Source organism: Streptomyces sp. NPDC029674 (assembly GCF_044903205.1).
GTDB lineage: Bacteria > Actinomycetota > Actinomycetes > Streptomycetales > Streptomycetaceae > Streptomyces.
Genome location: NZ_JBJDPY010000005.1, coordinates 256,729 through 278,110, shown reverse-complemented (window position 1 = coordinate 278,110; position 21,382 = coordinate 256,729). Strand labels below are relative to the sequence as shown.

General features: G+C 69.7%; 17 protein-coding genes. 6 read left to right on the top strand and 11 right to left on the bottom strand.

The genetic code is table 11. The features are described from left to right. Nucleotides 1-172: 172 nt before the first annotated feature. Complete coding sequence (locus tag ACI2L3_RS14685) at nt 173-1,918, top strand: FAD-binding oxidoreductase (RefSeq protein WP_404752727.1); 1,746 nt, start codon at nt 173-175, stop codon at nt 1,916-1,918. 61 nt (nt 1,919-1,979) lie between these two features. Here ACI2L3_RS14685 and ACI2L3_RS14680 read toward each other — a convergent pair whose 3' ends face one another. From ACI2L3_RS14680 to ACI2L3_RS14670, 3 genes are read right to left on the bottom strand one after another with little or no spacing between them, the layout of a single operon-like run. Continuing rightward, on the bottom strand, nt 1,980-3,032 hold the full coding sequence (locus ACI2L3_RS14680; RefSeq protein ID WP_404752726.1) for a sulfotransferase: 1,053 nt from the start codon (nt 3,030-3,032) through the stop codon (nt 1,980-1,982). Next, nucleotides 3,029-3,373 carry a RyR domain-containing protein gene (locus ACI2L3_RS14675; RefSeq protein WP_404752725.1) on the bottom strand — a complete coding sequence of 115 codons (345 nt, stop codon included), beginning with the start codon at nt 3,371-3,373 and terminating at the stop codon, nt 3,029-3,031. Before ACI2L3_RS14675 ends, ACI2L3_RS14680 begins: the two co-directional genes overlap by 4 nt. Continuing rightward, nucleotides 3,370-5,613, bottom strand: coding sequence for a TIR domain-containing protein (locus ACI2L3_RS14670; protein ID WP_404752724.1), 2,244 nt, complete (start codon nt 5,611-5,613; stop codon nt 3,370-3,372). Before ACI2L3_RS14670 ends, ACI2L3_RS14675 begins: the two co-directional genes overlap by 4 nt. 54 nt (nt 5,614-5,667) lie before the next feature. Between ACI2L3_RS14670 and ACI2L3_RS14665 the strand changes: the two genes are divergently transcribed. Further along, nucleotides 5,668-6,780 carry a hypothetical protein gene (locus tag ACI2L3_RS14665; protein ID WP_404752723.1) on the top strand — a complete coding sequence of 371 codons (1,113 nt, stop codon included), beginning with the start codon at nt 5,668-5,670 and terminating at the stop codon, nt 6,778-6,780. Between the two features lie 25 nt (nt 6,781-6,805). Here the strand turns inward: ACI2L3_RS14665 and ACI2L3_RS14660 are convergent, their stop codons facing one another. Then, nucleotides 6,806-6,997, bottom strand: coding sequence for a DUF2795 domain-containing protein (locus ACI2L3_RS14660; protein ID WP_404752722.1), 192 nt, complete (start codon nt 6,995-6,997; stop codon nt 6,806-6,808). A 503-nt stretch (nt 6,998-7,500) separates the two neighbouring features. Here ACI2L3_RS14660 and ACI2L3_RS14655 point away from each other — a divergent pair. Then, nucleotides 7,501-9,132, top strand: a complete 1,632-nt coding sequence (locus tag ACI2L3_RS14655) for a M4 family metallopeptidase (RefSeq protein ID WP_404752721.1) — start codon at nt 7,501-7,503, stop codon at nt 9,130-9,132. Between the two features lie 56 nt (nt 9,133-9,188). Here ACI2L3_RS14655 and ACI2L3_RS14650 read toward each other — a convergent pair whose 3' ends face one another. The 6 genes from ACI2L3_RS14650 to ACI2L3_RS14625 all read right to left on the bottom strand — a co-directional run bounded on the left by ACI2L3_RS14650 (nt 9,189) and on the right by ACI2L3_RS14625 (nt 15,392). Next, nucleotides 9,189-11,054, bottom strand: a complete 1,866-nt coding sequence (locus ACI2L3_RS14650) for an ABC transporter ATP-binding protein (protein WP_404752720.1) — start codon at nt 11,052-11,054, stop codon at nt 9,189-9,191. Between the two features lie 4 nt (nt 11,055-11,058). After that, entirely contained in the window at nt 11,059-11,475 is a 417-nt protein-coding gene (locus tag ACI2L3_RS14645; RefSeq protein WP_404752719.1) for a lasso peptide biosynthesis B2 protein, read from the bottom strand. Nucleotides 11,476-11,516: 41 nt separating this feature from the next. Beyond that, complete coding sequence (locus ACI2L3_RS14640; protein ID WP_404752718.1) at nt 11,517-11,780, bottom strand: lasso peptide biosynthesis PqqD family chaperone; 264 nt, start codon at nt 11,778-11,780, stop codon at nt 11,517-11,519. A gap of 5 nt (nt 11,781-11,785) precedes the next feature. Further along, nucleotides 11,786-13,675: a lasso peptide isopeptide bond-forming cyclase gene (locus ACI2L3_RS14635; RefSeq protein ID WP_404752717.1), complete on the bottom strand. Its 1,890-nt coding sequence runs from the start codon at nt 13,673-13,675 to the stop codon at nt 11,786-11,788. 113 nt (nt 13,676-13,788) lie between these two features. Then, nucleotides 13,789-13,896, bottom strand: a complete 108-nt coding sequence (locus ACI2L3_RS14630) for a keywimysin-related RiPP (RefSeq protein ID WP_404752716.1) — start codon at nt 13,894-13,896, stop codon at nt 13,789-13,791. Nucleotides 13,897-14,354: 458 nt separating this feature from the next. Next, a complete protein-coding gene (locus ACI2L3_RS14625) occupies nt 14,355-15,392 on the bottom strand; it encodes a YncE family protein (protein WP_404752715.1) in 1,038 nt (345 codons plus the stop codon). A 259-nt stretch (nt 15,393-15,651) separates the two neighbouring features. Between ACI2L3_RS14625 and ACI2L3_RS14620 the strand changes: the two genes are divergently transcribed. Together ACI2L3_RS14620 and ACI2L3_RS14615 are read left to right on the top strand one after the other, a co-directional pair. After that, complete coding sequence (locus tag ACI2L3_RS14620) at nt 15,652-16,113, top strand: cupin domain-containing protein (RefSeq protein ID WP_404752714.1); 462 nt, start codon at nt 15,652-15,654, stop codon at nt 16,111-16,113. Between the two features lie 186 nt (nt 16,114-16,299). Beyond that, nucleotides 16,300-16,881 carry a sigma-70 family RNA polymerase sigma factor gene (locus ACI2L3_RS14615; protein ID WP_404752713.1) on the top strand — a complete coding sequence of 194 codons (582 nt, stop codon included), beginning with the start codon at nt 16,300-16,302 and terminating at the stop codon, nt 16,879-16,881. Between the two features lie 16 nt (nt 16,882-16,897). Here ACI2L3_RS14615 and ACI2L3_RS14610 read toward each other — a convergent pair whose 3' ends face one another. Then, a complete protein-coding gene (locus ACI2L3_RS14610) occupies nt 16,898-20,002 on the bottom strand; it encodes an AfsR/SARP family transcriptional regulator (RefSeq protein WP_404752712.1) in 3,105 nt (1,034 codons plus the stop codon). A gap of 188 nt (nt 20,003-20,190) precedes the next feature. Between ACI2L3_RS14610 and ACI2L3_RS14605 the strand changes: the two genes are divergently transcribed. Beyond that, nucleotides 20,191-21,336, top strand: coding sequence for a serine hydrolase domain-containing protein (locus tag ACI2L3_RS14605; protein ID WP_404752711.1), 1,146 nt, complete (start codon nt 20,191-20,193; stop codon nt 21,334-21,336). Nucleotides 21,337-21,382 lie beyond the last annotated feature (46 nt).

Sequence of the window (21,382 nt, the reverse complement as noted above, 5' to 3'; positions counted from 1 at the left end):
ACAGCCATAGTTGCACATGCTGCAACCAACCATGGTTTCACCGGCACTTCGGACAGTTTTCTCATTGGAGGTATTGCGTCACCCCTGACCCGCTGGGCTAGTCTCATGATCGATCATCGTTCGATGCGTCTTCAACTTCCTTTACGGACAGACCCGTTGGTGGAGTGTGACCATGAGAAGGACAAATGAGACAAGCGAGTCAGGTGCGGCGAATGAGGGCAGATCGTTAGGCCGAAGATCCCTCCTCGCCGGTGCCGCCGCGGTCGCCGGCGGAGCGGCCCTGACCACCGCCCCGCCCGCGGCCGCCGAGGCCCCCGCACGTTCCGGCGCGGCGGCCGCGACCGCCGTCGCCACCGGGCCGCAGGCCACAGTCGGTACGCCCGACTACGTCACCGTCACCCCGGGTGACGCCCGCTTCCCCGACCTGGTGCGCGGCATCAACCAGCGCTGGGCCGCCAAGCCCGACTACGTCCGCCTGGTCACCACCACCGCCCAGGCCGTGCGGGCCGTCCAGGACGCGGTCGCCGCCGGCAAGCGGCTGACCGTCCGCAGCGGTGGCCACTGCTACGAGGACTTCGTCTTCAACAGCGACGTCCAGGTCGTCATCGACATGTCCGGGATGACGCAGGTCTACTACGACAGCGCCAAGAACGCCTTCGCGGTCGAGGGCGGCGCCTCCAACCTCCAGATATACGAGACGCTCTACAAGCTGTACGGCGTCACGCTCCCGGCGGGCTCCTGCGCCTCCGTCGGCGCGGGCGGCCACATATCCGGCGGCGGCTACGGCCTGCTCTCCCGCCTGCACGGCCTGACCGTCGACCACCTCTACGGCGTCGAGGTCGTCACGGTGGACAAGAACGGCACGGCCAAAGCCGTCGTCGCGACCCGCGACTCCACCGACGCCGCACTCAGGGACCTGTGGTGGGCCCACACCGGCGGCGGTGGCGGCAACTTCGGCCTGATCACCCGCTACTGGCTGCGCACGCCCGGCGCCACCGGCACCGACCCCTCCAAGCTCCTGCCGAAGCCCCCGTCCGAGGTGTTCGTGCACGCCACGGCCTTCCCCTGGAAGGACATGACCGAGGCGTCCTTCACCCGGCTCCTGCAGAACTGGGGCACCTGGCACGAGCAGAACAGCGCCCCGGACTCCAAGTACAACTCCCTGTTCGGCCTGCTGAAGCTGAACCAGCGCGCCAACCCCGAACGGTCCGAGATCGTCCTGCTCACGCAGATGGACGCCACCGTCCCGAACGCTCAGACCCTCCTGGACGACTACCTGGCCGCGGTCTCCGCAGGCGTGGGCGTCACCCGCCGGGCGATGACCCAGCGGTCGGGCGAACACGCGGCGATGCCCCAGTTCGCCAAGCCGCGCACACTTCCCTGGTACATCGCCACGGACTACCTCAGCGGCGGCAACCCCACGCTGTACGGCAAGTACAAGTCGGCGTACGCGCGCAAGGGCTTCTCCGCCACCCAGATCAAGGCGATGTACAAGCACCTGACGCGCACCGACTACAGCAACGGCGACGCGCTGGTCCAGGTCGATTCGTACGGTGGCCGCATCAACAGCGTCAAGCCGGGCGACACCGCCGTGCCGCAGCGCGACTCCGTGCTCAAGCTCCAGTACCAGACCTACTGGACCGACCCGGCCGACGAGGCCAAGCACTTGGCCTGGATCCGCGACTTCTACAAGGACGTGTACGCGGAGACCGGCGGTGTTCCGGTGCCGAACGACATCAACGACGGCTGCTACGTGAACTACCCCGACAAGGACCTCGGCGACGCCGCCTGGAACACCTCGTCGACCGCGTGGAACAGCCTCTACTACAAGGACAACTACGCCCGCCTGCAGAAGGCGAAGGCGGCCTGGGACCCGAAGAACGTCTTCCGGCACGCCCAGTCGGTCCGACTGCCGTAACCACCCGCGGGAACCCTGTGGCCACCGCCGTCCCGCTCGGGGCGGTGGCCACAGGCCGTCGTCAGTCCGGCTTCGAGTCCGGTTTCCCCCTCAGCGCGAGAGCACCGGGAGCGCAGCTCTTCCTCAAGTCGTCGAGTTCGGCGGCCGTCAACTGCTTCTCGGCGGAGCCGCGACGGCCGTCGTGGAGCTGGGCACACGCGCCGTCCAGCCACGCCGGGGAAGGGGCGACCCCGACGAACTCGGCGAGGCGGGTCAGTTCCTGCCGGGGAGCGTCGAGGAGGTCTTCGTAGGCCAGCGTCATGCGCTGCCCGGACGGCAGACCGTCGACGAACCGCGCGCCCTGGACGACGAGTTCGGACCACAGGTCGCCGAACCGTCGCAGGGGGAATTCCCGGTCCCGTACGAGCGCGGGGTCGAAGCTCTCGCCGAGCAACGCCGCCAGATTCGGTGGCAGGGCATCAATGTGCTGAGGTGTCAGGTCGGCGAAATCGTCGACGCCCGTCCGCTCCCTGATCTCACGCATCAGTGTGATCACGCGGTACCCGGAGTGACGGCTCATGGAAAGCGCGCAGTCCGGCCCGTCCCGGAAGAGGTGCACGAACTTGGCGTACGGGAAGGCGGCGCGCAGCTTCGGCGCCCAACCCGTCGAATAACCGGAGCGCTCCACGACAGCGGTGCGCCCGAACCGCGCGCCGAGCAGCTCGAACAGCGCTTCGTGGTGCGCGGCGGCGCTCCGGTCCGGCCAGTCGACGACCGCCGTACGGATCTCGTCGAGCAGACCGTCGGGATCGTCGGTGAGGTGGGGCAGCACCATGAGGGAGAGCGCGGGGATGCCCGTGGTCTGCGCCGTGTACCGCCCCGGGCGGCGGGTGTAGAGGAATTCCGGCATCAGCAGCCCGCTGCGGATCATGCTCGCGAAGTACGGGGTGGGCCGGAAGAGGCTCTCCCAGAACTCCGCGCCCGACAACGGCCCGTCGGGGAAGGCCGCGTCCCCGACCGAGGCCATGTACTCGTTGAGGCTCAGCACGTCGGGATGGGTGTTGAGGATGCGGGACAGCGCGGTGGAGCCGCTGCGGCCCGTCCCGATGACGAAGGTCAGGCTGCGCAAGGTCACTCTCCGATTCGGGCCGGGTCAGGTTCCCCGAACCTATAGCCGTACAGCAGGATCAGTCTCACCGTTTCCAGGGCCAGCAGGCGGTCGGTCTCCTGCTCCTCGTACGTGAGGTCCGCGTAGGGGACCAGCAGGGGATGCGTGCGTCTGCGGTCGCTGCGCCGCCGGCCGTGGCGCCAGCCCTCCGCCATCCGCTGCCGTGCCCAGTTGTCGTGTGCGTGCTCCGCGAGGACCTCGACCAGTGCGTGCAGGCTCTCGGGGACCTCCACACCGTCGGTCTTCGGCGGATCGGGCACCCAGCCGGCGGATCCGTGACGGTGCCTCCTGCGGACACGGAACCTCATCCGGCCCTCCTCGGCGGGCTCGGCCACGCCAGCCGGATCGCCTCGACGAGCAAGGTGGCGGCGGCATCGGAGGCGTACGCCTTCCACAGCTCGTCCTGCTCCGGACGGAGCGAGCCGGCCCGCAGCCCCGCGGTGGCCGTGCCCGCCACCCCGCACACCAGTGAGACGGGCACGTGCGTGCGTCCGGCGCGGCGGACCCGGGCGACCACCTCCGCGACGTCGGAGCCGTCCAGCTCCACCGCGGCCAGCTCGGGCCACACGGTGAGCAGCGGGCGCAGCACCGGATCGGCGGTGCCGCCGACGGGAGCGTCACCCGAGGCGACGGCGCCCACGAGGATGCCCGGTTCGCCTTCCCCCGCAGGTCCGGTCGGTGGCTGTGCGTACACCCGTGCCGCCCAGGAGCCGTGGTTGACGTGCATGCTCTCTCCCAGGGCCATGATCCCTTCGTGCGCCAGGTGGCTGCGGTCGGTGCGGGGCACAGAGGTCCTGGCCGGGCCCTCGATGGTGCAGCCGTGGATCCGGCTGGAGATCACCACGTCCCCGGGGGAGAGGTTCGCCGCCAGGCCGCAGCACACCCCGACGAAGACCACCGCCTCCGGCCGGTACTCCTCGACCGTGGCGGCCAGCGCGCGCTCCACACCGTTGGGCCCTTCGCAGGGCTCGGCCGCCACCACTTCGTACGCGGTGCTGCGGCCGACCGCCTCGATGCCGACGCGCAGCCAGGTGCGGCCGCTGCCGTCCCGTACGGTCTCCACGCGCGCCCCGGAGCTCTCCGCGTGCCGCCGCAGCGCGTGCTGTGCCTCGGGCAGCAGGCTGATGACGGCGATGTCGGCGTGCCGCCGGGCCGAGGTGCGCCCCGGGGCTACGCCGGGCGCGCCGTCCAGACGCTCCCGGAGCCTGCGGCGCGCGACGAACTCGCGGTCCACGTCCTGGCTGATGACGGCGACCTGGTCGTCCCGGTCGAGCAGGTCCACGGACCGGCCCTGAAAGCTGACCTGCCCGGCGACCCCGTCCTCCAGGAAGTAGGGAAGGATCGACAACTGGTGGTCCGCGCGCAGGCGTTCGGCGATGCGGTACTCCTCACGGCAGTACTTGCTCTCCCAGTAGTGCCGGCTGATCAGGGGCACGAAGACACGGCACGCCGCCACGCTCGCCGACAACTGGCTGTGCCAGTCCGCGCCGAGCTCGATGGTGTTGCGGCGCAGATAGTGGAAGTAGGGAAGGTTGTGCGACTCGAAGGCGCGGCAGACCTGCTGGGCCAGAGCGTTGTCCTCGAACGCGTTGCTGAGGAAGACGCTGCCCTCGGCCCGCCCCAGGCTGCGGAAGTAGCCGACACCTTCGTCGTGTGTCTCGAACTCCAGGCGTGGCCGGTAGAGGCGGTCCACCAGCGCGTCCAGCTGCTCGGCGAGTTGCCGCGGATGGCTCCAGTACACGGCGATGCGGTCGGGCTGCTCGACCGCGCGCAGGGCGGCACCGCCCAGCAACGGTGACGGACGGGGCAGGTAACTCCTGTCCGGCGGATCGTGGACCAGCTTGAGCGTCGGCACGAACCGGCCGTGCAGCAGCGGGAAGACCCAGTCGGCGGCGTGCGGCGAGGCGACGTCGAGGACGACGAAGTCACAGGCGTCGACCGCGAGCAGGAATTCGAACGCGTCGTGGAAGTCCAGGGGGATCTCCCGTGACGCGTACCCCGCGTGGGCGATCGACTCCCGGATGTGCGGCGCCGCGGCGCGGTAGGCAGGGTCGTCCGGCAGGATGAGGCCGACCGTGCCGAGCAGCCCCTTGGCCGCCCGGCTCTCGGGACCGCTGCGTCCCGCCAGCCGGCGGATGGCGGGCCGGAGGTCGGACGGATCGGGAAGCCGACGCCGGTTGAAGACGATGCGCTGCTCGTCCGCCACGGGGAAGAAGCCCGCCGAGACGCCGTTCTCCATGAAGACCAGGCGGGGCTTCTTCGCCTGCAGAGCCAGGTTGTGCTCGTGCACCATGAACGGCGAGGTCCGGTAGCGCCGTTCATCCTCCCGGTGGGTCACCACGCCCACCAGGCAGGCGCTCTGCTGCATCAGCAGTTCAAGATGGGTCGGGGACAACGGATTCGTCTTCGGGTCGACGGCGAAGGTGAAGCCCTCGTCCCAGAAGACGTCCCAGAAGTATTCGTTCAGCTCCCGGTCCTCCGCCCAGTAGCTGTGGCTGAAGTAGGCGGGAATGCGCTCCTGTTGGCGGATGCGGCTGCTGCCGGGCATGTTCAGTTCCATCCCCGTTTCCGGCGGGCAGTACACACACGGGTAAACTGGGGCATGCCTCCTCCGTCGCACGCGCCGCGCCCGCTCATCGCCGTGATCGGCAGTGTGGACCCGCGCCGAACGTTCGCCCACCCCCTCTCTTCGGCCCATCTCGCGCCCGCGGCCTGCCGCCAGCTGGGCGCGGAACTCGCCCGCGCCGGCTGCGACGTGGCGGTCTTCTCCAGCAGCCCGGAGTACATCGAGACCGATGTCGTACGCGGCTACGCCGACGCCTGCACCGAGGCAGCGCCCGGCCGGGTCGCCGCCTACCCGCCGCGCCACCGTGACGTGGACTTCGGCTTGTCGCCGAGGGCGCACGTACGGGTGGAGATCCTGCGGGACACCAGCGGCGAATGGGAAGTGGCCTTCTACCGCACGCTCCTCGTGAGCGACGGGGTCCTGTTGATGGGTGGCGGCCAGTCCACGCGGGTGGCGGGCATCGTCGCTCTGTCGCAGCGGCTGCCGCTGGTGGCCGTGGCCACCTTCGGCGGCGGGGCGGGTCAGGTGTGGGTCAACTTCGACCGCGTGCGCAACGACGCGGACGACGCCGACATCCGCCTCATGGGCGACAACTGGTCCCCGGACTCCGCCGCCCGTCTCATCGCCTGCCTGGAACGGCAGCGGGAGCGGAAGCTGCGAAGGCTGGCGGAGGCCGAGCGTGAACAGCACACGGCGGCCCGGCGCGCGGCGGGCGGCATGACCGCGGCGGCCGTGTGCCTGGTGGCGGCGGTGACCGGCCTGGTCACCGCCGGGCCCCCACGCCCCGCCGGCGTCCAGGACCTGGTGGTCCTGGTGGGTTCCCCGCTCGCGGCCGCCGCGGCGGGGGCGATCATCCGCAACTCTTTCGAGGGCGACGCGCGGTGGGGGAGGGCGACGGTACGGGGACTGGGTGCGGGCCTGGTCTCGGTGCTGCTGTACTTCGCCTCACAGCTGTTGAGCGTGCCCACGCTCCTGGACGACCTCGACGTACGCCGCCTGCTGTTCTTCACGATCCCGCTCGGCTTCACGGCGGGTTTCACCTTCGACCTCGTCTTCGAACGCCTCCGCGAGGGCTCCGTGAGCCCGCCGCCCGCGCAACCCCGGGACCCGATGGCGCCGGGGGCGGGGCCGCCCGCGGGCAGGGAGTGAGCGCGGGCCGGCGCCGGCCGCGCTGTCAGTTGCCGAACACTGCCTTCTGGACGTCGTTCGGGCCGTCGAACTGGTCCGCCGGGGCACTGGACAGCTTGTCGACGAGAGTGTCGTCCGCGCCGTTGTCCCTGGCCAGCGAGACCAGGTCGTCGCGGTTCGCGGGGTAGTCGGCACCTTTCAGTGCCTTCTGCAGGTCAATCGGGCTGATGTCCGCCATGGCTGTCTCCTCGCTCTTCTCATGCTTCGGCGTCGGACCCGGGTCGGCCGACAGATGCATCGTGTACACAGTGGGCGAATCCCCGCATGTCGACCGTGCGGGGATTCACGCCATTGCCGAGCGACCGTGCTGTCCCGGCCCGCCCCGGCACGCTCGGGCCGGTCGACCGGAACTCGCGCTTACTGCTGGGGACGCATGGCCCGCCTCGGCACACTGCCGCTCACCGGAATCCGAAGCTTCGGGCCGGCCAACGCCCCGCAGCGGCGCGTGCGTTGTCGGAGCCCCTGCGCGTCCCCGACTTGTTCGCATTACGTACGTCGACCATCGCTCAACGGACCATATCCGGCCAACATCCAGCCAAAATGCTGACATGTACCTGGCTCGAATGGCACGCTTCCCCGCAACACGCTGCACGTACAGCACCACGCTGCACGCCCGCGTCGCGTCTTTTTCTGCTCCGGGCGGCCCTCCATGCCTCCCGGGCCCCCACAGATGGAGCCTGCGTGACCTCTCACATATCCCGTAAGCGTTCGACGCTCGCGATCGCCACCGCCGTCGCCGCCGGAGCGCTGCTCGCCGCCGGACTGACCACCGGCGCCTCCGCCCAGCCGGGCGACGACACCGAGCCGTCCGGCGCTCCCGTCGCCCTCTCGGCGTCGGCCCGCGCGGATCTCCTCCAGGACGCGAGTGCCGACAGATCGGCGACCGCCGACAAGATCGGCCTGGGTGCCAAGGAGAAGCTGGTCGTCCGCGACGTCGTCAAGGACGCCGACGGCACGACCCACACCCGTTACGAGCGCACCTACGACGGCCTGCCCGTCCTCGGCGGCGACCTCGTCGTGCACACCGCCAAGAGCGGCGAGCTGAAGGGCGTCACCAAGGCGACCGAGGCCACCGTGAAGGTCGCCTCCACCGACGCGAAGCAGGACAAGTCCTCGGTCGCGAAGTCCGCCGAGTCGACCGCCGCCAAGGCGAAGACCGCCGAGGCCGACGCGCAGTCGCCCCGCAAGGTGATCTGGGCCGCCTCCGGCAAGCCCGTCCTCGCGTACGAAACCGTCGTCACCGGCGTGCAGAAGGACGGCACGCCCAGCAGGCTCCACGTCATCACGGACGCCGCGACCGGCAAGAAGCTGTACCAGTACCAGGACATCGAGAACGGCACCGGCAACAGCCAGTACAGCGGCAAGGTCACGGTCGGCTCCAAGAAGGTCGCGAGCGGCTACGAGCTGACCGACAAGGCCCGCGGCGGCCACCGCACCTTCGACCTGAAGCACGCGGAGAGCGGCGCGGGCAAGCTCTTCAAGGACTCCAACGACGTCTGGGGCAACGGCAAGCCCTCGAGCGCGCAGACCGCCGCCGTCGACGCCGCCTACGGTGCCCAGCTCACCTGGGACTACTACAAGTCGGTCCACGGCCGCAAGGGCATCAACGGCGACGGCAAGGGCGCGACCTCCCGGGTCCACTTCGGCAACGGCTACGTCAACGCCTTCTGGGACGACAGCTGCTTCTGCATGACGTACGGCGACGGCGAGGGCAACAAGAAGCCCCTCACCTCCATCGACGTCGCGGCCCACGAGATGACGCACGGCGTCACCTCCGCCACCGGCAACATGGAGTACAGCGGCGAGTCCGGCGGCCTCAACGAGGCCACCTCGGACATCTTCGCGACCGCCGTGGAGTTCAAGGCCAAGAACCCCAAGGACGTCGGTGACTACCTCATCGGCGAGAAGATCGACATCAACGGCGACGGCTCCCCGCTGCGTTACATGGACAAGCCGAGCAAGGACGGCGGCTCCCTGGACAAGTGGAGCGCCAACGCCGGCAACGTCGACGTCCACTACTCCTCCGGCATCGCCAACCACTTCTTCTACCTGCTGTCCGAGGGCAGCGGCAAGAAGCGGATCAACGGCGTCAACTACAACTCGCCGACCGCCGACGGCACCAAGGTGCTCGGCATCGGCCGCGCCAAGGCCGAGAAGATCTGGTACAAGGCCCTGACGACGTACTTCACTTCGACCACCAACTACAAGGCGGCCCGTAAGGGCACGCTGAAGGCCGCGAAGGACCTGTACGGCTCGAACTCCACCGAGTACAAGCGCGTGGCCGCCGCCTGGACCGGCGTCAACGTCAAGTAACTCCCAGTCAGTCACGCAAGGGGCGGCGTCCGCAACGGACGCCGCCCCTTGCGGCATCAGTGGTCGAGAAGCTGCGTGTGCGCCAGCTCGGCGTAGAGAGCGTCATGTTCCATGAGTTCGCCGTGCGTGCCGATCGCCCGTACGCGTCCCGCCTCCATGACGATGATCCGGTCGGCCGTGATGACGGTGGAGAGCCGGTGGGCGATGACCAGGACGGTGGTGCTGCGTGCGGCATCAATGATCGTGTCGCGCAATGCCGCCTCGTTGGCCGCGTCGAGCTGCGAGGTGACTTCGTCCATCAGAAGCAGTCCGGGGCGGCGCAGCAGAGCGCGGGCGATCGCCACCCGCTGCCGCTCGCCCCCGGAGAGGCGGCTGCCGCGGTGGCCGACGTGGGTGTCCAGCCCGTGGGGGAGACGGTCCGTCAAGGTGTCAAGGCGCGCCATGCGCAGCACCTGGGCGAGTTCTTCGCCGGAAGGGTCGGTGGTGCCGAGCGTCAGGTTGTCCCGCAGTGTGCCGGCGAGGACGGGGGTGTCCTGCTCGACGTAGCCGATGGATGCGCGGAGCCGGCTCAGGGACCACTGCCGTGTGTCCTTGCCGCCCAGGAGGATGCACCCGGCATCAGGTTCGTAGAAGCGCTCGATGAGAGAGAAGACGGTGGTCTTGCCCGCGCCGGACGGGCCCACGATGGCCGTCAGCCCGCGGTCGGGCACGGTGAAGGAAACCTCGTGGTGCACCCTGGGCAGTCCGGGCCGGTAGGAGAAACGGACTTGCCGGAACGTCACGTCGAGTGGCGACCGGCAGCCTTCGGCGGCCGTGCCGGGTGAGCCGCCCCGCGCCACCGGTTCCCGTGCGCGCACGGCTGCGTGCTCATCTTCCAGCTGTTCGGCCTCGAGCGTCTCAACCTGCTCGATGCGGACGGCGGCGGCGGATCCGACCTGGAACTGGCAGACACCTTCGACGAGTTGGCCGATGCGGGGAGCGAGGGCGAAGAGGTACAACAGGAAGGCGACCAGGGTGGAGACGCTGATCGTGCCGGAAGCGACCCGGGCCCCTCCCACCCCGAGCACGACGAGGAAGCACACCTGAACGACCACCGCCGACGCTGTGGCCGACACCGCCTCCCACACCGCGGCCCGCATGCCTCTGCGGCGGGCGTGTTCGGCAGCACGGCGCAGCGCTTGGGCCTCCCAGTGCTCGGCGCCCGAGGCCTTGACCGTGCGGAAGGCCCCCAGGACGCGCTCCAGGGCGCCCCCGATGTGGCCCACCGCGTCCTGCACCTGCCGGGTGGCGCGGCCGATGCGCGGAGCCACGACCGCGACGATGACGCCGACGAACGCGATCACGCCGAGAGTGACGCAGAGCAGCACGGCGTCGAGGAACCCCATGATGACGACGGTCGCGGCGGTGACCAGTGTGCCGGTGACGGCGGCGGACACCGCCTGGGGTGCGGTCTGGCGCAGCAGCGTCGTATCGGAGGTGACGCGGGCGATCAGGTCGCCCGGTTCGGTGCGCTCCACCACGGGCACCCGCAGGCGCAGCAGCCGCTCGGTCAGCCGACAGCGGGCGGCACAGATCATGGACTCGGCCGACCACTGCAACACGTAGTGGCCCAGCCCCGCCAGCACCGCGCCGACGACCACCAGCAGGCTGAGCACGACGACGGGGCCGGCGGCCTGCTGTCCCTGACTCATGCCGTCCACCACACGCTTGGCCGCCAAGGGCTGGGCCAGGCCCATGACACTGCCGACAAGCCCCAGCAGGACACCTGCGGCCATGCGCCGGCGCTGTGGGCGCAGATGGGTCATGAGCGCTCGCTGGGCCTCCCAGGTGCGGCCGGGACCCGTGTTCTCGTCGAGCGCGTCGGAGCCGTCGGCGGGGCCGGTGGAGGGCCGGGGGTCCTCGATGCCGGGGGCCGTGGTCATCGGCTCACTCCACGGTGAAGAAGCGCTGGAAGTACGTGGGCGAGGCGTCTTCGCCGACGAGGACACCCTCGGCTTCCACCCAGGCGTGGGCGGCGAACGGCGGTCGGCTGCGCACGCCCACGCACCAGGTGGGCCACTGGCCGTACCACCGGCAGAGCAGCACGGTGGCCAGGGACCTCGCAAGGCATCCCTTCTGTCCGCCGGCGGCCAGGCTCACGGCGAGTACCGTCTCCCGGGCCTTCTCCGCCTCGGGGAGGGTGGCGGGCCGGGCGCCGCGACGGAGTCCGGCCAGGATGGTGCGGATGCGTCCCGGCGGCAAGGTGGCCAGTACATGGGCGCAGCCCACGGCCACCCGGGCGGTGAAACGGCGTGCCACCGGCACGGAACGCGGATCGTAGGGGAGAGCTTCCGGGGTCGTCATGCGTGCCTCTTCCGTCGGCCTGTGTCCGGCAGATGCGGGCGCTATGTGGTGAGGAGCCCCGCGGAGCGCAGCTCGCAGACGATGGCGTCGACGTCCTTGACCGCTTCGTCGGCGTCGACGTCGTCGTACTGCGTGGTGAGCGCCTCGACGGCCCGTTCCGCGCCGTGGGCACGACCGTCCAGCAGGGTGCGCAGGACGAGGGCCGCCGTCGGGTTGAGGGTCCAGTATTCGGCGCTCTTCTGATCGAGCAGCGCCATGCCGTATTCGGTCTCGGTCATCAGGACGCCGGGCCTCAAGGCGTGCACCGGGGTCACCTCTCTCGGTCGGCGATGGGCTGGGTGGGGGCGGCGTTCCCATGGGGCGGTGGTGCCATCTCGCGGGAGCGCAGCCAGACTTCGCAGGCGATCGTCGGGTGCAGCAGGTAGCTCTCCGTCTCCGCGGCGAGAGAGCGGCGGCACCATGCGCGCAGGACGCCTTCGTCGATCAGGCCGAGCCGGGCCAGCCGCGAGTCGTCACACAGTGCCAGCAGCCGCCGGCGATGCCTGCGCAGGCCGGCCTCCTCCTCGAACGTGGCGTTCGCCTTGGTGCTGCGTGTCCGGCTGGTCTCCGGCACGACGCCGCGCGTGGCTTCGACGATCAGGGGTTTGTACCGCCAGGGGGTGATCCGCTCCTGTGGCCGCACGGCGAGGCAGGTCTCGATGACGCGAGTGTCGTAGTAGGGGGCGGCGACGGTGACGCCCAGGGGCGCCGCCATCTGGCCGATGTGCCGGGTCCACTGGGAGATGCCGTCCATCGCGACCAGCTCCCGGTGCTCGCCGTGCCCCCTGCCCCGGGGCTCGATGCCGGACAGGCCGGCGCGTATGAGTTCGCGGGCGGCCGCGATGGCGTCGGGCGTGGCCCAGGGCGCCATCCGGGGTGGTACGGCCCAGTCGAGCAGCGGTGTGTCCGCGCCGGGGGGCGGCCTGGTCAGGTCGCGGGCCACGCGTCCGAGCCAGCTCCGGTAGGAGCGCCGGTCCAGAAGCTGGCGCAGCGTGGCACGCCGGGTCCACCGGTACTTGGCGGCGTATCCGCGGATGTTGCGCAGTGCGGTCGAGGGATGGGTCAGTAGCAGGGCATGCAGCCGGGCGGGCGTGCCGGCGAGGAGTTCGTCGCCGCCCAGTCCGGTCATGTGCAGGCCGGAGCCGCGGGCCGCGGCCATTTCCACGATGCCCATCCGGCGGTTGCGGTCGACGGTGATGATGCTGGGCGTGTCCAGGACGTCGTGGAGGGTGTCGATCCCGTCGAAGGTCATGGCCGTGTCCTGAGCCGGTACGACGTGGTGCTCGATGGCTTCGAGTTCCTTGACGGTGCGCCGGGCCCAGTACACGTCGTCGCCGGACTCGTCGTGCAACGCGGCGGTGTACGCGACGACCTTGGCGCCGCTGTGGGCTGCCGTACAGCACAGGGCGGTGGAGTCCAGGCCGCCCAGATCCGCCGTCACCAGCTCACGCCCGCGGGTGCGTACCCCGACCGCTTCGGTGAGCACCTCACGCAGGCGCGCTGCCCCCTCGGCGAGGGGGACGACGGGGTCGGGCGGCGACCACCACTGCCTGGTGGCGGCCCGGCCGTCGGCCTCGAGGGTCAGGCAGTGGCCCGCGGGTACGGCCCGCACGCCCCGCCACAACGGGGGCTCCGACAGCGGGTACGGCACGCTCGAGGTGAGCAGTTCGAGGGCGATCCGGCGTTCGTCGAGGTCGGCGTCGATCAGTTCGGCGAGTACGTCGGCCCGGTCGGAAGCCACGCTGACGGGGCCGTGGCCGAACGTCGCGGTTTCGGTGTGGAATACGCGCCGCAGGTTCACGACGCCACCTCGCACCCGCACTCGGCCGCCGCCACTGGCCACCAGATGGAAGCTGCCGGGCCGGCGTGCGGCGCGGTCCAGGGCCGCCGGCGAGGCGGAGCCGATCGCCGCGGCGTCCTGTTCCAGCTCCTGCTCGGTGACAGTGTGCTCCCCGATCACGGCGACGCGTGTGCCGCCGCACCGACCCACGACGGCCGTCCGCTCGTCCCAGCGGCCCAGCAGCCAGGGTCGTCCGGAGGCATGCAAGAGGCTCCGGGAAGCGTAGGGATGCGCCCTGGTGGCGAGGGGCGTGGCCGCGGCGGTGTCGGGCAACGCGATGAACCAGGCGGGTGCGGCCTGGAGGGAGAGGAGCGCATCCATGAGCAACGGCCTTCGGTCGGCGGTGAGGTGATGCCCGGAGCAGGGGATCGGGTGGCGGCTGGACGCCACCACCCGACAACCGGCCTGGACAAAGGCCGGCGCACACGTATGGATCAGAGGAGCTGCTTGCCGCCGAGGATGTCCTTTGGCCCGCGATCCTTGATCCCGGTCACTTTGCGGAAGCTGCCGACCTTGGTGAGGGTGGGGCGCTCGTACGTCATAATCATTCTCCCTTTTTGAGGGTGATACGCACAGAGAAATATGTGCGGCGAATTCAATCAAAGTGCCCGCCCCGGTTGTCGAGGGCGGCCAAATCCGCAGTACCCACCTAAGTACGAAAAGGGCAACATCACAACGCTTGCTCCGGATAGGGAGGCGGACAGGGGGCGCCCGGGGGGCTCGCGTGGGGTGCGAAGGGTGATGGGGTGTGAGTGCGAGCGTGCGCCCCCCTTTCGCGGCAATTAAGTGGCGCCCATATGTCTCACCTAGGCATATTTCGCCCCGTCTCGTGCTGGGATCCTTGCATGCGGCTCCCGAGGAATGTTCTCCTGCCTATCGATGTACAGTGCGGGAATGCGCGCTTTTCAGGGGCGTACGACCAATTCGGAACCGCATCAAAATAGGTAGGGGTATTTCCCCCACTTTTTGCGGGCTCCCTCCACAAATACCAAGAAGCCCACTACCGAAGCACCCGAGTGGCGGGCAGCAGTACCGAGACGTCCGGCTCCGACCGGGTGGCGAAGCCGCCGGTGACGGTCAGGCGGTCGAGGTCGACGACGGCGATCCGGTCGCTGTCGAGCAGGGACACGTACGCCACCGCCTCATCGGGATGGAACGAGACGGCGGCCGGGATTCCGTCGAGCCGCAGGGTGCGCAGGGGCCGCAGGTCGGCGGTGGTGCACACCGTGAGGGTGTTGCCGACGATGTCCGTCACGAGCAGCCGGTCCTCGTCGAGGGTGTAGACCCGCAGCGGATCGCCGCCCACCTTCCGGCTCCGCCGCACCTTCATGGTGCGCGCGTCGACGGCGACCAGAGCGGAACTCCTGCGGGCGCCGACGAACAGCGTCTTCTCGTCCGTGCTCAGGCAACTGCTCTCCGGCAGCTGTCCCGGGGTCACGAGGACCGGGGGTACGGAAGCGTCGTACGGCCTGACCAAGCTCACCGTGTGCGACAACAGGCCGGTGACATAGGCCCGTTCACCGTCGCGGGTGAGGGAGAAGAGGTGGGTCTTCACCCCGTGCGTCGGCACCGCCCTGGTGGGCGCCCGGTCGGTGGCCGGGTCGTCGAAACCGAGCAGCACCGCCTTCTCCTCGCTGAGTGCGTACAGCCGGTCCCGGTTGTCGATGCCCATGCCGTGGACGCGGTTGTAGGGGCGGATGTCGATGGTCCGGGACAGGGCCCGCTCGGCGAGGCCGACCACGAAGACGGCGGCGCCGCCCTCGCCGACGGTGGAGGCCATGCGGACGCCGTAGTGCCCGACGTAGGCGAAGCGCCGCCGCGAGTCGACGACCATCTCGTGGGGGTAGTCGGGCAGTTGGACGGTCTCCAGGCGCCGGCCCGACGTGACGTCGTAGAAGCTGACCGCGTGGCTGCTCTTCTCCACCACCAGCAGCACGTCACCCCGGGCGGCGGCCCGGGAGGCGCCCGCGCCGGACACCGTGAGACCACCCGCGAGGGCGCCGCCGCCCGCCGCCTTGACCACCGTACGACGTGCCACCACGGGCCCACCTCGTTTCCTCGACTCCGAACACTGTGGCCCCATGAGCCTCTGCGAGGGCCCCGCCCCTCGTGGCGTGTGACGCAGGTCATATGGGCGGCCCGTTCGCCGCGCGCGCCCCCGCCGCGCGACATCGGCGACACGGCGTGGTGGCCCGGGCGCGTCTGAGTACTCCCAGCGCTGCAGGGTGAACCGCCCCGCTGTCACGGGCGTTCACAGGAGGGAAAGGCAATTCCGCCTGTCGATCAGGGAGTTCATCATGTTGGATCGTCGCTCTCTTCTGCGGACCAGTGGCGTGGCGGCAGCCGGCGCGCTCGGCGCCGTCGCTTCTGCCTCGACCGCTGAGGCATCTTCCACGCCGTCCAGTGGTCATCACTCGTTCGTTCACGACCCGACCGACGGCGTAACGCGCACCTTGCTCCAAGAGAACCCCTCGCCCGCCAAGGGCTGGAAGACGGTGCAGACCCTCGTCGAGATACCTCGGCGCAGGGAATCGGGCCGCCACAGCCACCCGGGAGTGGAGGTCGGATACATCGTCCGCGGCGATGTGTCGATGGAGTTCGACGACGGGACCACCCTGCGGCTCCGCACGGGCGACCCCTTCTTCATCCCCTCCGAGACCATTCACAACGCCCGCAATATCGGGAGGGTGACAACCATGATGCTGTCCACCTACGTCGTTGACGAGACAAAGCCGCTGGTCACCCCACACACCCACTGAATCTCTTCCGGCTTGGCGCCGAGGCAGGGCACGGGTTTCCAGGGGCCGGAGCAACACTCCGGCCCCCACGGAACGGCAAGAAAGCGACAAGGTCTTGCCAAGTGCTTCCGGCGAGCGTGTGAGCCGTTCGTCCGCGCATGCGGCTGAGCACGCCACGGAACACTTGGACAGGAACGAGCACCACGCATGAACGGGATCATGGAAACGCGGACCACTGCCTCCGCTCCGACTTGGTCGCAAGACCGGAACCTCACATCCGACGCCGACTGTGACGCCTTCATCAGAGACATCTACGACCAGTACGGCCCTCTGCTCGTCCGGTACGCCGCGCGCTTGCTGGACGGTGACTGGCACAAGGGGGAGGACGTCTTCCAGGAGACCGCGGCCCGAGCCTGGAAGCACGCCCGTTTCCTGGGCAGCCGCAACGAACGCCTCAGACCGTGGTTGTTCACCGTGACCAGGAATCTCGCGATCGACCATCACCGGGCGCGTCAGGTGCGGCCGTTGGAGCACATGTCAGTCGAGGAGCTGGACCTGTCCAGCGACAACACGGCATCCACGATCGACTCCCATGTGGTGTCGCAGGCCCTGGGGCAGCTGAACGAGCAGCAGCGAACCGTCATCTGGCTCATGTACTACCTGGAGTGCAGCGTTGCCCAAGCGGCCGAGCACCTCGGCATACCGGCGGGCACCGTCAAGAGCCGCGCCTTCTACGCCGTGCGGGCGTTGCGCAAAGCGCTGGAGAAGCAGGGGATCCTGGGGGTGTGACCATGGCGCGGGGACCTTACTGACCCTCACTCCTCGGAACAGGGAGCTTGTGCTTCCCGACCGCCCTCTCCGGCACGGTGGGCGCGGGGTCCTCATCCATGTCGAGGGCGGTGAGCCGGTCACGGACCTGCTGAGCGCTGTGTGCCATCGCCCGCGCTTCCGCGTCATCGAGGGCGTCGACCCAGTCCGTCCGTGCGCCTTCCCGGTCGCCCATGGCCAGCCGGGTGTCGCCGAGCCTCATCCGTGTGCCGATGGCGTTCCTGTGGTCTCCCAGTTCCCGGAACGCCCTCGACGCCCGCTGGTAAGTGGCCACCGAGTCCTCGTAACGGCCGAGCAGGCGAAGGTTGTGGCCCAGGATGTCCCACCCCTGGGCGAGCTGCCAGGGCGCGTCGAGGCGGTGGAACAAGGCGATGCCCTCCTCGCTGTACAGGAGGCTCTTCTCGAGGTTGCCCAAGTTGGAATGGAACCAGGCGAGTTCGAGGAGGCACTCGGCCAGCCACAACTCTTCGCCTGTCTCCCGGGAGAGTTCCAGCCCCCGCTCGGAGGCCGCCACCGCGTCCGCCGTCCGTCCGAACAGGAACAGCGCACAGGCCGTGACGTAGTGGGCTCGCGCCTGTTCACCGATGTCGTCGAGCTCTTCGAAGATCGCTGTCGCCTGTTGCAGCTGGTGCAGGGCTTGCTCCTGATGGCCGAGGTAGCCGTGGATGCCACCCAGGTGCCGTAGACAACGGCCCTCTTCGAGGAGGTCGTTGCGGCGTCGGGCCACTTCGAGGGCGGGGGTCAGCGCGGCGATGGCTTCGGGCCAGAACTCCTGCCGGTTGAGGTATTCCTTGAGCGACCAGGCGAGCCCGGTGATGTGCGGGTCGAGCCGCTGGCTGACGGCGGTGTGGAGCAGGCCCGTCAGCACGTGGTGTTCGGCGGTGAGCCACCGGGTCGCCTGCTCGACCGTGGTGAGTTCCTCCGGAGTGACGCCCGAGCGGGGTGCTCCGAGTTCGAGGTCGTGCGATGTGTCCTGTTTGAGGAACCGGTTCGCCTCGCAGGCGGTGAACACGTAGTGGTCCAGGACCCGGAGAGTGGCATGGTGGCGACCCTGTTCGGTGTCGTGGGCATGAGCGAGCTCGGTGGCGTAGCCGCGGAGGAGGTCGTGCAGGCTGTAGCGACCGGGCAGCGGTTGTTCCACGAGGCAGGAGCTGAGCAGTTCGCCGAGTGCGCGGCGGGTCCGGGAGACGGAAAGGCCGGCGAGGCTTGCTGCGGCGGGTGCGGTGATGTGTGGGCCGGGATGCAGGGCCAGCAGGCGGAAGAGCCGGGCGGCGTGCTCCTCCAGTGACTGGTAGGACCAGGAGAAGACGGTGCGCACGTCGGTGGTGGTGTCGAAGCCGGTGAATGCTTCGAGTCCGCCGTGGGTCTGTCGCAGGTCGTCGACCATGGCGTGGAGGGGGAGTGAGGGGTCGAGTTCCGCACGGGCCGCGACCACGGCCATGGCCAGGGGAAGCCGTCCGCACAGCCGGATGATGTCGGCTGCGGCGGTGGGCTCGGCGGCGAGCCGTTCGGGTCCCAGACGCCGTTCGAGGGCTTCGTGCGCCTCGGTCGGTGAGGGCAGCGCGAGCCGGAGGGGCTTGGCACCGTCGGTGGTGATGAGGCCGGGAAGTTGGTTACGGCTGGTGATCAGGGTGAGGCAGCCCGCTCCTGCGGGAAGCAGAGGGCGCACCTGCTGCTCGTCGCGGGCGTTGTCCAGGACGAGGAGGATCCGCCGGTCGGCGAGGAGACTGCGGAAGAGTGTGCTCCGGTCGGCGGTGTCTTCGGGGATGCGCGGGGCGGGGACGCCCAGGGCGGTGAGGAAGCCGTGCAGGGCGCTGCCGGGTTCGACGGCGGGTGCGTGCGGGTGGAAGCCGCACAGGTTGACGAAGAGCTGCCCGTCGGGGAACGAGGAGGCGATGCGGTGCGCGTGGTGCATGGCGAAGGTTGTCTTGCCGACACCGGGAGCACCGCTGATGACCACAGCGGGGGCAGTGGTGGGTCCGGGGCGGCCCGTCGCACCGATGACGGCGGACAGCCACGTGCCTTCGGCCGCCCGCCCTGCGAACACCGGCAGGCTGCGCGGCAGTTGCGCCGGACGTGCCAAGGGCGGAGTCAGGGACGCTGTTCTCCCGCCGTCCGCGACCGGTGCAGGACGTGCGTCGGACTCGGCTCCCGCGTCGTCGGACCGGTCGGCGGCCGGGCCGGTCGACGAGGTTGCCTCGCCCCCGTCCGGTGCCCCGGTCGTGGTGGCCCCGCTCGGATGGCGGCCGCGCTGGGTCACCGTGTCGTTCGTCCGGTCGGCCGGGTGCAGGGGCGGCAGGTCGTGGTGGAGGATGCCCTGGTGCAGGGCGCGTAGGGCCGGACCCGGTTCGAGGCCGAGCTCGTCGGCCAGGTGCCGGCGCACGTCGGTGTAGCGCTGCAGCGCTTCGGGGTGCCGGCCGGCGAGATACAGCGCTCGAAGGAGCAGGGCCCAGCCGGTTTCCCGCAGCGGGTGCTGCGCCGTTATCTCCTCCGCCGCGGCCAGGGCTTCGGTGATCCGGCCTTGCAGGAGCAGGCCGGTGGTGCGGATCTCGCGAGTGCTCTGCCGCAGTTCTTCCAGACGTGCTGTCTCCTGGACGGCGAACAGGTGGTGCGCGGCGTCGGCGAACGCCGTGCCGCGCCACATGTCCAGGGCCTTCTGGGCCTCTTCCACGACGCGTTCGGGCCGGCCTTGGCCCATGAACCGGTGTGCTTGGGCGACGGACCGCTCGAAGCGCACGGTGTCACGGTTCTCGGGCGGCACCCGCAGGGCATAGCCCAAGGGTTCGGTGACCAGCATCTCGAAGGCGCCCTGGCGGCGCAGATGCTGGGGTTCCAGGATCGCGCGTACCTTGCTGATGTGGGCGTGCAGGGAACCCATCGCCGCGCTCGGTGCCCGGCCCGGCTGCTGCGGCCACAGTTCCTCGAACAGGGTCTGCGGAGAGACCGCCCGGCCGTCGGCGAGCAGCAGGCGAATCAGCAGGAGCCGCTGCCTGCGCCGGCCTGGGTCGAGTACCGCCCCCGCCCGCCGTACCTCCAGCGGACCCAGCACTCCGAAGTCGAGACCTTGTCCCACAGCTGTCACCGTTGTCCGCTCCCCGCATATCGGACAGGACGATAGCAGGACGGCCTCCGTCCTCGGCCCCCTCGGGAGCGGCATGCAACTCGGGAGCGGCATGCAAACAGATGTCATGACCTGTGGCGATACATGAACCGCTGTGACGTACAGCCCGTTGAGCGAGCGAACGGTTGTCGTCCGGAGTGGAGAAGAACATGGTCGTCGAGGGAACGTGCACTGACCGGTTCGAACCGGTACGAGCGGCGCTGACAGCGCACCTCGAAGCCGGCGAGGAGCTGGGGGCGTCGATCGCCGTCGATGTGGACGGGGTCATGGAAGTCGATCTGTGGGGTGGCCACGCGGACGAAGCGCGGACCGTTCCATGGCACCGGGACACATTGGTGAGCATGTGGTCGGCCACGAAGACCCTCACCAGTCTCGCGGCCCTCGTCCTCGTCGACCGGGGCGCACTGGATCCGCACCGCCCGGTCGCGCACTACTGGCCCGAGTTCGCCGCCCGGGGAAAGGAACACATCGAGGTGCGGCACGTCCTGGGCCACACCTCGGGACTTTCCGGCTGGGAGCAGCCCTTCTCCGTGGAAGACCTGTACGACTGGCCCACCGCGAGTGCCCGGCTGGCCGCGCAGGCACCCTGGTGGGAGCCGGGCTCCGCTTCGGGCTACCACGTGCAGACCCAAGGACAGCTGGTGGGAGAGCTCGTCCGGCGGGTCAGCGGCCGTACCTTGAGGGAGTTCGTCGACACCGAGATCGCCAAGCCGGCACGAGCCGATGTCCAGATCGGTGCGCGCGAAGCCGACTGGCCGCGCATCGCCGACCTGGTGGCGCCCTCGCAGCTCTCCGGTATACCCACCGGCCTCGATCCCGACGGGATCTTCACCAAGACGCTGTTCGGCAGCCCCGCACGTGACGAGCACGTCGACACCCCGCGGTGGCGCTCCGCCGAACTCGGAGCCGTCAACGGCCACGGCAACGCACGAGGTATGGCCCGAGCGCTCTCCGTCATCTCACGGCGCGGCCAGGTCAACGGCCGCCGGCTGCTCTCCGCGGAGACGGTGGACAAGGTGTTCGACGTCCAGGCCGACGGAGTCGACCTGTTCCTGGGCGTCCCCGTCCGCTGGGGCATGGGCTACGCGCTCGCCGATCCGAGGACGATGCCGCACATGCCCACAGGGAGGATCTGCTTCTGGGTCGGCCGGGGCGGTTCGATCGTGATGATGGACCTCGACCGGCGCGTCACGTTCTCGTACACGATGAACCGGGTGGGCGACGGGCTCCTCGGCTCGGATCGCACGCACAGCTATCTCAGGCATGTCTACGAAGTCCTGGAGTCCGCGGGCTGAGGTGCACCTTCCGGGTGAACCGACCCGGCCGTCCCCTCGTAATACG